This is a genomic window from Tabrizicola flagellatus, assembly GCF_008271465.1.
Classification (GTDB): Bacteria; Pseudomonadota; Alphaproteobacteria; order Rhodobacterales; family Rhodobacteraceae; genus Tabrizicola; species Tabrizicola flagellata.
In genome coordinates this window covers 28,763-41,066 of record NZ_VMDU01000008.1, presented here as the reverse complement: position 1 = coordinate 41,066, position 12,304 = coordinate 28,763, and the positions used below count along the sequence as shown (strand labels likewise).

The window sequence follows — 12,304 nt, the reverse complement described above, 5'->3', positions numbered from 1 at the left end:
TCTCCTCGCGGGGAGCAGGCGCGCAGGTGCAGCGAGGAGGGACGCAGTCCCCGACGAGCGGCCCCTCAGCGCACCCGCCGGATCCCTTCGGGCAGGATCTGCTGCGCGATCCCGGCCAGCGCGAGGTAAAGCGAGGTCAGCACCAGAAGCCACTCGGCCACCGGTCCCTCCTGGAAATCCCACCAGGCCGCCCAGGCCGCAAGCGCGATCCAGGCGATGCAGACGGCCAGCGAGATCTCGTACCAGCGGCTCGTGCGCACCGGATGGATGAACTTGAGGTTGGTGAACATGGTCACCGTCAACAGGATCACCACCAGAAGGATCACCGTCTGGCTGGGCTGGGTCGCGAACAGGACCAGCACCACCATGTTCCAGCAGGCCGGAAAGCCGGCAAAGCTCTTGTCCTTGGTCTTCATCCGCGTGTCGGCGAAATAGACCACGGATCCGTAGCAGATCACGATGATCGCCAGCCATCCCGTCCAGCCCGGCAGCAGGCCCGACTGGAACAGCGCGAAGGCCGGGATGAAGACATAGGTCAGGTAATCGACGATCAGGTCCATCAGGACCCCGTCATAGGTGGGCCAGTTTTTCCGCACGTCGAACCTGCGCGCCAGCGGCCCGTCGATCCCGTCCACGATCAGCGCCACCACCAGCCAGAGGAACATCAGGCTCCAGTCCTCCTTCACCGCGGCCAGCATGGCGAACATCGCCAGCACCGCACCGGTGGCGGTCAGCAGGTGGACGGACAGGGCTTTCAGGTGTGGACTCATGGGGACTTGATGGCCGATTACAGGGCAGGGCGCAACAGGGGCCGCGCGGCTCAGGCGCGGGGGTGGGCTTTTTCATAGACCTCCATCAGCCGCGCGGCATCGACGGCGGTATAGGCCTGGGTGGTGGACAGGGAGGCATGGCCCAGAAGTTCCTGGATCGCGCGCAGGTCGCCCCCGGCCGACAGCAGATGCGTGGCAAAGCTGTGGCGCAGCGCATGCGGCGTGGCGGTGGCGGGCAGGCCGAGGCGCAGGCGCGCGCGCTCCATCGCCGCCTGGATCAGGCGGGGGTTCACCGCGCCCCCTCGCGCGCCGCGGAACAGCGGGGCGTCGGGCGCAGGCTCGAAGGGGCAGCGGGCCACATAGTCCGCCACCGCCTGCGCCGCCGCCGGTATGACCGGGACGATCCGCGTCTTGCCGCCCTTGCCGGTGATCCGCAGCACGCCGGGCAGCGGATGGTCGGCGCCGGTCAGTGCCAGCGCCTCGGAAATCCGCAGTCCGAGGCCGTAAAGCAGCGTGGCGATCGCCGTGTCGCGCGCGGCGATCCAGTCCTCGCGCGCATCGGCACCGATCTCGGTCAGGATCGCCCCGGCGCCCTCCTCGCTCAGCGGGCGGGGCAGCTTGCGGCGGAACTTCGGGGCGCGGGCCGACAGGACCGTGGCCGCATCCGCCCCGCTGCGGTCGGCCGCCCAGGCGGTGAAGCCCTTGACCGCCGACAGCGCGCGGGCCAGCGAGCGGGCCGACAGGCCGCGCCCGCGCTCCTCGGCCATCCAGGCGCGCAGGTCGGACTGGCTGGCGCGCGCGACCGAGGCGATGCCCTCGGCCCCGCCGCGATGGGCGGTCAGGAACTTCAGATAGCGCGCCACGTCGCGGCGATAGGCCTCGATGGTGTTCGCCGCCGCCCCTTCCAGCGCGGCCAGCTGCGACAGCCATTGCGCCAGCGCCGCCCCCAGCGCGGGGGGCAGGAAGGGGTCGCTCACCCCAGCCACCGGCGCATCGCCCGCTCGAAGACCCCGGCGAAGAAGGCCAGCAGGTCGGTGCCATGGGTGGCCTTGAACTGGTTCGGATCCTCCGAGGCGAAGACCAGCATCCCCGGCAGCCGCCCCGGCCCGAGGTCCAGCTTCATCAGTGCCTCCGAGCGGATGTCGTCGGCGCGCGGCCCGTAGAAGGCCGCCGCCAGCCCCGTGACCGCGCGCAGCACCACCGGCCGCCCCGGCCCGTTGCGGCCATTCGTCAGGTAATGGCCGACAAAGCCCTGCGGGACCACCTGCAGCACCTCGCCCAGCCGGCGCAGCACCGGGTCGGACTCGCCGTCCTCCTGCAAGGTCTCCAGCACCAGCCGCACATGGTCCACCCGCAGGATCTGCGCCACCTCGCCGGTCAGGCTGGCGATGAAGGCCTCGAAATCCGTGGGCTCCAGCATCTGCAGCACCGCGCGATGAACCTGGTTGGTGCCGGCGAGGTTCTCGTAGGCCGCGGCGATGACGGACCGGTGGGTGTCCTCCAGCCGGTCGAGCCGCGCCTCCAGCCGCTGCATGGCGATGCCGCGCAGGTCCACGACATTCTCGCCGAGCGCGCGTTCATTGGCGGCCACGAGGGCGTTCATCACGTCGCGGTCGTCCAGAAGGCGCTCCGGCTCGGCAAGGATGCGCGCGCGCAGGTCGGGTTCGATCATCGGCGGGTCTCGGGCGGTTCTTGCATCTGTGTCCGGGACTATAGGCCGAAGCCGCGGGTTCTGGCGACAGTCAACACGGCCGCGCCGGGCGGGATGTGCGATCCCTGCAACAGCCGCCTACAAGAAACTCTGCGGATCGATGTCCACCGCCAGCCGCAGATCCTTCGGCACCCTGACCTGCGCCAGCCATTCCGCCAGCGCCGCCTGCAACGGCGCGCCCTTTTCCGCCTTCACCAGAAGCCGCACCCGGTGCCGGCCCCGCACCCTTGCGATCGGCGCCGGAGCCGGACCCCAGACCTCGGCCCCGATCCGCCTCAGGGGCTCCGACCGGCGCGCCAGCTCGGCCCCGAAGTCGAAGACCTGCGCCACATCGGGCGAGGACAGGATGATCCCCGCCATCCGCCCATAGGGCGGAACGCCCGAGGCGCGGCGCTCGGCCGCCTCGGCCCGCCAGAAGGCCTCCTCGTCGCCCCCGAGGATCGCGCGGATCACCGGATGCTCGGGCTGATGCGTCTGGAGCCAGGCCTCGCCCCGCCGTTCCGCCGTCCGCCCCGCCCGCCCCGCGACCTGCCGCATCAGCTGGAAGGTCCGCTCCGCCGCCCGCAGGTCGGACCCCTGCAACCCGAGATCGGCATCGATCACGCCCACCAGCGTCAGGAGCGGAAAGTTGTGCCCCTTGGCCACGATCTGCGTGCCGATGATGATATCCGCCCCGCCGGCCGAAATCTCGGCGATCTTCTCCTTCAGCGCCCGCGCCGATCCGAACAGGTCCGAGGACAGCACCGCCACCCGAGCCTCGGGAAACCGCGCCGCCACTTCCTCGGCCAGCCGCTCCACCCCCGGACCCACGGCGGCCATCCGGCCCTCGACCCCGCAGGAAGGACAGGCCACCGGCACCGGCTTCGTCGCCCCGCACTGGTGGCAGACCAGCCGCTTCTGGAACCGGTGCTCCACCATCCGGGCATCGCAGTGGTCGCAGCCCACCTGATGCCCGCAGGCCCGGCAGAGCGTAACGGGCGCGAACCCGCGCCGGTTCAGGAACAGAAGCGCCTGCTCTCCCCGCGCCACCACGGCGCCGACCTTCCCGGCCAGCGTCTCGGAAATCCAGCGGTCCCCCGGCAGCTTCTCGGCCCGCATGTCGATCGCCCGCATCTCGGGCATCTCCGCCGCGCCGAAGCGCGCGCCCAGATCCAGCCGCCGATACTTCCCCGCCTCGACATTCGCCCAGGTCTCGAGGCTGGGCGTGGCGCTGGCCAGCACCACCGGGCAGCCGCAGATCGCCGCGCGCAGCACCGCCATGTCGCGGGCGTTGTAGAGGACGCCATCCTCCTGCTTGTACGAGGTGTCGTGCTCCTCATCGACGACGATCAGACCAAGGTCCCGGAACGGCAGGAACAGGGCGGACCGGGCGCCCACCACCAGCCCCGCCTCGCCTTCGGCCGCCATGCGCCAGAGCCGGCGACGTTCCGTCATGGTGACGCCGGAATGCCACTCGGCCGGACGCGCACCGAAACGGGCTTCGACGCGGGTCAGGAACTCGGCGGTCAGCGCGATCTCGGGCAACAGCACCAGCGCCTGCCGCCCCTGGCGCAGACATTCGGCCACCGCCTCCAGATAGACCTCGGTCTTGCCCGACCCGGTGACGCCTTTCAAGAGCGTCGCCGCATACTCCCCGCGCGCGACATCGGCGACCAGCGCATCCCCCGCCGCCACCTGATCGCCCTGCAGCCGCATCCCCATATCGGCGCGCAAGCGCGGATAGGGCGTGTCGCGGGGGGCGTCCTCCTCGGCCACCACGCCCAGCTTCACCAGCCCCTTGACGACGCCTGCCCCGCAGCCGGCCGCCTCGGCCAGCTCCCCCAGCGTGACCGGCGCGCCGCCGTAGTCGCGCAGGGCCTCGATCACCCGGTGCCGCGCCTCGGTCAGCTGGTTCGGGACTGGGCCGGCCAGCCGGTAGACCCGCCGGGTGGAGGGCGGGTCGCCCAGTCCCGGCGCGCGGGTGGCAAGCCGCAGCATGGCGGGCAGGGGGGTCAGCGTGTAGTCGGCTGCCCGCGCGAGGAAGGCGCGCAGTTCCGCCCGCATCGGCCGCGCCTCCAGCACCCTTGTGACGGGGCGGATCTTCGCGGGGTCGAACCCGCCTTCGCCCGGCCCCCAGACCACGCCCAGCACCCGGCGAGGCCCCAGCGGCACTTCGACGAAATCCCCGTCGCCGCAGCCGCCCTCGGGCGCGCGATAGTCCAGCAGCCGCCCCCCCAGCGCGCCGCCCAGGGCTTCCGCAAGCAGCACCCCCACCAGGTCGCCCGCACGATAGACCCGTTCGCCCAAGCTGCAACCTTTCGCTTGCCCAGGGTTTCGGGTAAACCGCCCACCGAGAGCATTCAACCCCGCCGTTGCGCTCCCCGCAACCGCACCAGGGAGGACCCCATGAAATTCTTCATCGACACCGCCGACGTTGACGCGATCCGCGAGTTGCACGACCTCGGCATGGTGGACGGCGTGACCACCAACCCCTCGCTGATCCTGAAATCGGGCCGCGACATCCTCGAGGTCACGAAGGAGATCTGCTCCTTCGTGACCGGCCCGGTCTCGGCCGAGGTGGTGGCGGTCAAGGCCGACGAGATGATCGCCGAGGGCCGCAAGCTGGCCGCCATCGCCCCGAACATCGCGGTGAAGGTGCCGCTGACCTGGGACGGGCTCAAGACCTGCAAGGTGCTGACCTCGGAAGGCTTCATGGTCAACGTCACGCTCTGCTTCAGCGCGAACCAGGCGCTGCTGGCCGCCAAGGCGGGGGCGACGTTCATCTCGCCCTTCATCGGGCGGCTCGACGACATCAACCTGGATGGCCTCGACCTGATCGGCGACATCCGCACGATCTACGACAACTACGACTTCAAGACCCAGATCCTCGCCGCCTCGATCCGCTCGCCGAACCATGTGAAGGACTGCGCGATGATCGGCGCGGACGTGGTCACGGCGCCGCCGGCGGTGATCAAGGCGCTGGCGAGCCATGTCCTGACCGACAAGGGTCTCGACCAGTTCCTGAAGGACTGGGCCAAGACCGGGCAGAAGATCCTCTGACCCCCGGAACGCTCCTCGGCGACTTCGTCGCTCGTCGCGGGTCCCGCGAGGAGAAGGCGAAGTCGCACGACGAGCCCGTTCTCAGTCGTCCGACATGTCCACCGGCGGGGGCGAGACGAAGACATGGTCCCGCCCCGTGGCGTCGGTGATCACAACCTCGGCCATCGGCGCGACGGCGCCCTCGGCACCGAGCGCCGAGGTCAGCCCGGTGAACAGCTGGCGCAGGAGGTTCGGGTTCTCGACCACCCGGACCGCATAGCCGAAGCCGGGTCCGCAATTCTCCATCCGGCCGGTGCCCCCGGCCTCGGCCCAGCGGGCGCGGCAGGTGGTGCCGTCCGACAGGGTCAGCGTCAGCACATCCGCCGACAGCCGCGCCGCCTGCGGCACGGGCGCCCCGCCCGTCGCGACGCAGCCCGCCAGAAGTCCAACGATCAGCAAACGGCGCATCCGCGCTCTCCCTTCTACAAAGGCCAGATCAGCGGGATCAGCGCGCAGACCACCAGCATCAGTAGGATGTTCAGCGGAACGCCCACCCGCGCGAAGTCCGAGAACCTGTAGCCCCCCGGGCCATAGACCATCATGTTGGTCTGATAGCCCACCGGCGTCGCGAAGGCGAGCGTGGCCGAGAACATCACCGCCACGACAAAGGGACGCGGGTCGTGGCCCAGGTTCTCGGCCAGCCGGATCGCGACCGGCGTGTAGATCACGGCCACCGCGTTGTTCGACAGGAACTCGGTCAGCACCAGGCCGATGAAATAGACCACGAGGATCAGGGTGAAGGGGCCGAGGTTCTCCATCCAGGGCGCGACGGCCGCCACCAGAAGCTCGACCGCACCGGAATTGTCCAGCCCCTCGCCGACTGCAAGCATGGCGAAGATCATCGCCAGGAGGCGCCCGTCCACGAAGGAGAACGCCTCGTCGCTGTCCACGCAGCGGGTGACCAGGATGCCCGCCACGGCGATCACGGTCAGCGGCAGGATCGGTGCCACCTCCAGCCCCGACAGCGTCACGATCAGCGCGATCGCCGCCAGCGCGATCGGCGCCTTGGACCGGCGGAAGGCCATCACCCGGGGGCGGTTGATGTCCAGAAGGTTCATGTCCGCCGCCAGCCGCTGGATGTCCTCGATCGTGCCTTCCAGAAGCAGCGTGTCGCCCACCCGCACGATCAGGTCGTCAAGCTGCCGGCCGATGTTCTGGTTGTGCCGGTGCACCGCCAGCACATAGACCCCGTAGCGCCGCCGCAGCCGCAGGTCGCCCAGCCGGTGCCCCTCCATCCGGCAACCCGGCCCGATCAGCACCTCCACCGTCTCGGTCTTGACCGACGAGAGCTTGTCCACCAGATGCACGTCCTTGCGTGCGTGCAGGCCCATCAGCTCGGTCATCTCGGTGCGCAGGACCACCCGGTCCCCGGCCTCCAGCGTCACCGCCGCCAGATCGCGGCGCAGGCTGGCATCGCCCCGCAGCACGTCGATCACCCGCACCCCGTCGCGCTTGAACAGGTCGATGTCCAGCACCGGCTGGCCAATGAGCGTGCTGCCCTCGGGCACCGCGACCTCGGTGAAGAACTTCATCTTGCGCTTATCGCTCAGCAGCACCCCCATCGACTGCCGCGCCGGCAATAGCCGGTTGCCGAACAGCGCCAGGAACGCCCCGCCGACCAGCGTCACCGCGATCCCCAGCGGCGCGATCTCGAACAGGCCGAAATGCGCCAGCCCCTTGTCGGCCGCCACCCCGTCCACCAGGAGGTTGGTCGAGGTGCCGATCAGCGTGATCATGCCGCCCATCACCGTCATGTAGCTGAGCGGGATCAGCAGTTTCGACGGGGCCGTCCCGATCTTGATCGCCAGCTGGATCACCACCGGGATCATCACCGCGACGAGCGGCGTGTTGTTCATGAAGGCCGAGGCCAGCGCGACGGCCCCGATCAGCACCGCGACCGTCAGCCCGGGGCGATTCCCCGCATGGCGGGTAACCTCGGCCACGACGGCCTCGACCGCGCCGGTCCGCACCAGGCCGCCCATCACCAGGAACAGCATCGCGATGGTCCAGGGTGCCGGGTTGGCCAGCACCGCGGTCGCCTCCTTCACCGGCAGGATGCCCAGGATCAGCATCAGCGCGGCCCCGGCGATCGCCGTCACCTCGACCGGGATGCGTTCCAGCACGAACAGGACGAACATCACCACCAGGATGGTCAAGGCGACCCATGGTTCGGCGGTGGCGGGCAGCTCGATTCCGAACATCAGTCCGTCGCCTTCCGCGCGATGCGCTGACGGGACTGGACCAGCGCGACGCCGGTCAGCATCACGGCCACTGCCAGCCACACGGTGGGGGCGGGGCGCTCTCCCAGAAGCACCATCGCCCAGATCATCCCCGCCGCCGTCACCAGATAGCTCGACTGCGCCGCAAAGACCGATCCGGCCCGCGCCGCCAGCCAGACATAGGTGGCGTACAGAAGGCCATGCAGAGCCGAGGACAGGGCCAGCGCCGCCTCTTCGCGCCCGACCGGCCAGGGCACATAGGTCTGGCCGGTCGCCAGCATCAGCGGCAATGTCAGGATGGCCGCCGTCAGGCTGACCCCGAACATCGCCTGAACCGGGTCCATCCCCGCCATGCCGAACCGCGCCACGAAGGTTGCCTCGACCGCGTAGAGCAGCGGCCCGCACAAGGCGAGCGGCAGGAAGGCGATCATCCCGCGGTCCGGCAGGCTGGTCGAGGGCAGCGCGATCAGCACCACCGCGACAAGCCCGAGGATCAGCCCGAGGAACCGCATACCGTCGAACCGCTCCATGCCAAGGACAAGAGCAAGCGGGAAAGCCATCATCGGGATCGTCGAGATGATGATCGACATGATCCCCGAGGGCAACCGCTCGGCCGAGGTGTAGAAGGTCAACCCGGGCAGGACCGTGCCCAGGACCGCCACAATCCCGTAGAAGGTCAGCGCCCGGCGGGTAAGGACCAGCCCCCGCCCACGTGCCAGCGAGATCATCCCCAGAACCACAGTGCAGATCACTGCCTGCCAGAAGGTCAGCCCAAGCGCGCCAGCGCCGCCTTGTGTCGCGATCTTGCCGAGCGGCTGCGTGGACCCCCAGCCGATCCCCAGCCACAGAAGGATGCCAACGAACAGCCAGCGACCGGGTTGCCCATCGCGCCCGGTGCCCTTCGGCCGGGAGACCGCCGGCGCCGCGGCATCCGGTCCGCTCACGGCGTTGCCTCCTGCAGGCGTCCGCCTAACCGGATCATCCGCACCCGTGTCGCCAGTCCGGTCCGGTCGTCGGTCTCGACATAGACCCCCGACAGGGTCGCCTCGCCCCCGGCAGGCTCGAACCGGCCCTTCGCCATGCCGGTGACAAAGCGGCGCAGGGGTTCGAGCTTTTCCATCCCGATCACGCTGTCGTAATCGCCGCACATTCCCGCATCCGACTGGTAGGCGGTCCCCTTGGGCAGGATCATGGCGTCGCCGGTGGGAACATGGGTATGCGTGCCGACTACCAGGCTCGCCATCCCGTCGCACCAGTGGCCCATGCCCATCTTCTCCGACGTGGCCTCGGCATGGACATCGACGATGGCCGCCTGCACCACGCCGCCCAGCCTGTGCGCCTTCAGGACGTTTTCCAGCGCCGAGAACGGGTCATCGAAGGGCCGCTTCATGAATACCTGCCCCAGGGCCTGCGTCACCAGCACCTTGCGGCCCTGCGTCGCCTCGAACACCCGGGCGCCCCGGCCCGGCGCGACCTTCGAGAAGTTCAGGGGCCGCACGATCCGCGGTTCCTGTTCGATGAAGGTCAGCATGTCCTTCTGATCGAAGGCATGATCGCCAAGCGTCAGGCAATCCGCCCCCGCCGCCAGAAGTTCCCTGGCATGCTCGCCGGTGATCCCCGCCCCCTGGCTCGCGTTCTCGCCGTTGACCACGACGAAATCCAGGCCCCAGGCCTCCCGCAGACCGGGCAGCCGACCAGTTACCGCAGCACGGCCGGACCGGCCCACGACATCGCCAAGGAATAGCAGTCTCATGTCGCTTGGATTAGGCGGGGGGGCGTCCGCCGGCAAGTGAATTGGCAGGCTTCAGAGGAGAAAACACACCGAAAAGCCCATGCTCCTCGCTTGACTCGCGGCATCGGGAAAACCGCCCGGAAAGAAGAATTTTCGCCGAAAATTCTTCGCCCCCGCCGCACGATTCGCGGCACTTGGTTAACGCGAGGCCCGCCATTCGCTCCGCCCGACGGATGCCCGACGCATGCCAGACAGGAAGCCGACGCAAAGCAGCCCCGGATTTTTCAGCCGGATCAGCGGGTTAACGCACAGTTCGCCCCGACCCGTTCCCCAATCCCGGCCGCCACATTATCTCTTTGTTCATGATGACGCTTCCCCCAGCCCTTTCCGCCTGGTTCGCTGCCCAGGGCTGGACGCTGCATCCCCACCAGCTGGCGATGCTCGACCGGGCGCAGGATCCCGCCACGCTCCTCATCGCGCCCACCGGCGGCGGCAAGACGCTTGCCGGCTTCTTGCCCAGCCTGGCCGAGCTGGGCGAGGCACCCCCGCCCGGCCTGCACACCCTCTATGTCTCGCCGTTGAAGGCGCTGACCGCCGACATCCGCCGTAACCTGGGCCGCCCGATCGAGGGCGCGGGCCTGAAGATCCGGGTCGAGGACCGCACCGGCGACACCTCCTGGACCCAGCGTCGCCGTCAGCGCGCCGATCCACCGCATATCCTGCTGACGACGCCGGAAAGCCTTGCGCTGCTACTCAGCTACGAGGATGCCCCGCGGATCTTTCAGGGATTGCAAAGGGTTATCGTGGACGAGATTCACGCCCTGGCCGAATCGAAGCGCGGCGACCAGCTTGTCCTGCAACTCGCCCGCCTCCGGTCGCGCAACCCCGCGCTCCGCCTGGTGGGCCTGTCCGCCACGGTCGAGAATCCCCCGGCCCTCGCCCGCTTCCTCGCGCCGCAGACCACGATCCTGCAGGCCGACCCCGGTCCCGACCCCGACATCTCGATGCTGGAGACCGAGGCGCACCCGCCTTGGAGCGGCGGCGGCGGTCGCTATGCCATCCCGGCGATCCTGAACGAGATCACCCGCCACAAGACCACGCTCATCTTCCACAACACCCGCGCCCAGGCCGAGCTTTTCTTCCACGACCTCTGGCTTCAGAACACCCAGGACCTGCCCATCGGCATCCACCACGGCTCGCTCTCGCGGGAAAGCCGCGAAAGGGTGGAAAAAGCCATGTCCGACGGGCAGTTACGCGCGGTGGTCTGCACGGGGTCGCTCGATCTCGGCATCGACTGGGGCGACGTTGACCTGGTGATCCAGGTCGGCGCGCCGAAGAACGTCAAGCGCCTCGTCCAGCGCATCGGCCGTGCCAACCACCGCTACAACGCGCCCTCGAAGGCACTCCTCGTGCCCGCCAACCGTTTCGAAGTGGTCGAGTGCCAGGCCGCCCTCGACGCCGTCCGCGCCCACAGCCTCGACGGCGAACCCCGCGGCCCCGGACCCCGCGATGTCCTCTGCCAGCACATTCTCGCCACCGCCTGCGCCGGCCCCTTCGATGCGGACGAGTTTTACGCTGAGGTCATCACCGCCGGCCCCTATGCTCTTCTGACTAAAGAGGAATTCGACGCCTGCCTCGATTTCGTGGCCACCGGAGGCTACGCGCTGCGGGCCTATGACCGCTGGCAGCGCCTGAAGCAGACGAACGGCAAATGGCACCTGCGCGACCCTCGCGCCGCGGCGCTGATCCGGCAGAACCTGGGCACCATCATCGACATCGAGACGCTCAAGGTCCGCCTCCGCGGCCAGGGTGCGCCGCTTGGCGAGGTCGAGGAAAGCTTCGCCGCCACCCTCACCCCCGGCGACACTTTCCTGATCGGCGGCCAGATCGTCCGCTACGAATCCTTGCGCGAAATGACCGTCGAGGTCTCGCGCAGTTCCGGGCGCGACCCGAAGGTTGCCGTCTTCAACGGCACCAAGTTCGCGACCTCCACCCTCCTCACCGACCGGATTCTCCAGATCTTCCAGCAGGAAAGCTGGCCCGATCTCCCCGCGCACACCGCCTGGTGGCTTGCGAGACAGCGCGAGGTCTCGCGCCTGCCCGACCCGCGGTCCCTGCTCCTGGAGTCCTTCCCCCACGACGGCCGCGAACACCTGGTGATCTATGGCTTCGCGGGACGCAATGCCCAGCAGACCCTCGGCCTTCTCGTCACCAAACAGATGGAATCGCAAGGGCTTGCACCGTTGGGCTTCGTTGCCACCGACTACGCAACCTTGATCTGGGGCCTCGACCCCGTGACCGATCCCGCCCCGCTGTTCGACCTGGCCACGCTGCGCGACGGCCTGGACACCTGGCTTGCCGGCAACGCGGTGATGAAGCGCACCTTCCGGTCCACCGCCATCATCGCCGGGCTGATCGAACGCTCCCACCAGGGCCGCCGCAAGACCGGTCGGCAGGCGACCTTCTCCTCCGACATCCTCTACGACACGCTGCGGCGCTACGACCCCGACCATCTCCTGTTGCAGATCACGCGGGAAGAGGCCCTGCGCGGCCTCATCGACTTTTCCCGCATCGAGGCCATGCTGGCCCGGATCGAAGGCCGCATCGACCTGGTCCGGCTGAACAGGGTCACACCCCTTGCGGCGCCGCTGTTCTTCGAACCCGGTCGCATCCCCGTGCAAGGCGAGGGACGTGACCGTCTGGCCTCGGCCCAGGCCCAGGCCCTGATGGAGGCCGCGGGCCTGACCTGAGCTCTTGCCCCTTTGCAAATACTCCCGCCGGAGGCACCGCGCTT

At 69.1% G+C, this 12,304-nt stretch carries 10 protein-coding genes; 2 read left to right on the top strand and 8 right to left on the bottom strand.

Translation table 11 applies throughout. From position 1 onward, the window contains the following. Window positions 1–65 precede the first annotated feature (65 nt). From FL625_RS12010 to FL625_RS11995, 4 genes are all read right to left on the bottom strand, one after another. Window positions 66–770 (bottom strand): CDP-alcohol phosphatidyltransferase family protein, encoded by a 705-nt coding sequence (locus FL625_RS12010; protein WP_149588919.1) that lies wholly within the window; start codon window positions 768–770, stop codon window positions 66–68. A 50-nt stretch (window positions 771–820) separates the two neighbouring features. Next, window positions 821–1,747: a tyrosine recombinase XerC gene (locus tag FL625_RS12005; RefSeq protein WP_235019394.1), complete on the bottom strand. Its 927-nt coding sequence runs from the start codon at window positions 1,745–1,747 to the stop codon at window positions 821–823. Then, window positions 1,744–2,442 carry a DUF484 family protein gene (locus tag FL625_RS12000; RefSeq protein ID WP_149588918.1) on the bottom strand — a complete coding sequence of 233 codons (699 nt, stop codon included), beginning with the start codon at window positions 2,440–2,442 and terminating at the stop codon, window positions 1,744–1,746. The genes FL625_RS12005 and FL625_RS12000 overlap by 4 nt, the downstream gene beginning before the upstream one ends. A 117-nt stretch (window positions 2,443–2,559) precedes the next feature. Beyond that, complete coding sequence (locus FL625_RS11995) at window positions 2,560–4,734, bottom strand: primosomal protein N' (protein ID WP_235019403.1); 2,175 nt, start codon at window positions 4,732–4,734, stop codon at window positions 2,560–2,562. A gap of 132 nt (window positions 4,735–4,866) precedes the next feature. On the opposite strand from FL625_RS11995, the gene fsa reads away from it, so the two are divergent. Then, window positions 4,867–5,520, top strand: a complete 654-nt coding sequence (fsa, locus tag FL625_RS11990; protein WP_149588917.1) for a fructose-6-phosphate aldolase — start codon at window positions 4,867–4,869, stop codon at window positions 5,518–5,520. A gap of 81 nt (window positions 5,521–5,601) precedes the next feature. Here fsa and FL625_RS11985 read toward each other — a convergent pair whose 3' ends face one another. Genes FL625_RS11985 through FL625_RS11970 form a run of 4 tightly spaced genes read right to left on the bottom strand, consistent with a single transcriptional unit; the run spans window position 5,602 to window position 9,531 of the window. After that, entirely contained in the window at window positions 5,602–5,967 is a 366-nt protein-coding gene (locus tag FL625_RS11985; protein ID WP_149588916.1) for a hypothetical protein, read from the bottom strand. Window positions 5,968–5,981: 14 nt separating this feature from the next. Then, on the bottom strand, window positions 5,982–7,760 hold the full coding sequence (locus FL625_RS11980) for an SLC13 family permease (RefSeq protein WP_149588915.1): 1,779 nt from the start codon (window positions 7,758–7,760) through the stop codon (window positions 5,982–5,984). After that, window positions 7,760–8,722, bottom strand: coding sequence for a DMT family transporter (locus tag FL625_RS11975; protein ID WP_149588914.1), 963 nt, complete (start codon window positions 8,720–8,722; stop codon window positions 7,760–7,762). Before FL625_RS11975 ends, FL625_RS11980 begins: the two co-directional genes overlap by 1 nt. Beyond that, on the bottom strand, window positions 8,719–9,531 hold the full coding sequence (locus tag FL625_RS11970) for a TIGR00282 family metallophosphoesterase (protein ID WP_149588913.1): 813 nt from the start codon (window positions 9,529–9,531) through the stop codon (window positions 8,719–8,721). The genes FL625_RS11975 and FL625_RS11970 overlap by 4 nt, the downstream gene beginning before the upstream one ends. Before the next feature lie 341 nt (window positions 9,532–9,872). On the opposite strand from FL625_RS11970, the gene FL625_RS11965 reads away from it, so the two are divergent. After that, entirely contained in the window at window positions 9,873–12,260 is a 2,388-nt protein-coding gene (locus FL625_RS11965; protein ID WP_149588912.1) for a ligase-associated DNA damage response DEXH box helicase, read from the top strand. The last annotated feature ends 44 nt before the right edge of the window (window positions 12,261–12,304 follow it).

Bases quoted from the DNA above. Each gene is read 5' to 3' on its own strand.
- FL625_RS12010 (WP_149588919.1), bottom strand. From the start codon at position 770: ATGAGTCCACACCTGAAAGCCCTGTCCGTCCACCTGCTGACCGCCACC.
- FL625_RS12000 (WP_149588918.1), bottom strand. From the start codon at position 2,442: ATGATCGAACCCGACCTGCGCGCGCGCATCCTTGCCGAGCCGGAGCGC.
- fsa (WP_149588917.1), top strand. From the start codon at position 4,867: ATGAAATTCTTCATCGACACCGCCGACGTTGACGCGATCCGCGAGTTG.
- FL625_RS11985 (WP_149588916.1), bottom strand. From the start codon at position 5,967: ATGCGCCGTTTGCTGATCGTTGGACTTCTGGCGGGCTGCGTCGCGACG.
- FL625_RS11980 (WP_149588915.1), bottom strand. From the start codon at position 7,760: ATGTTCGGAATCGAGCTGCCCGCCACCGCCGAACCATGGGTCGCCTTG.
- FL625_RS11970 (WP_149588913.1), bottom strand. From the start codon at position 9,531: ATGAGACTGCTATTCCTTGGCGATGTCGTGGGCCGGTCCGGCCGTGCT.
- FL625_RS11965 (WP_149588912.1), top strand. From the start codon at position 9,873: ATGATGACGCTTCCCCCAGCCCTTTCCGCCTGGTTCGCTGCCCAGGGC.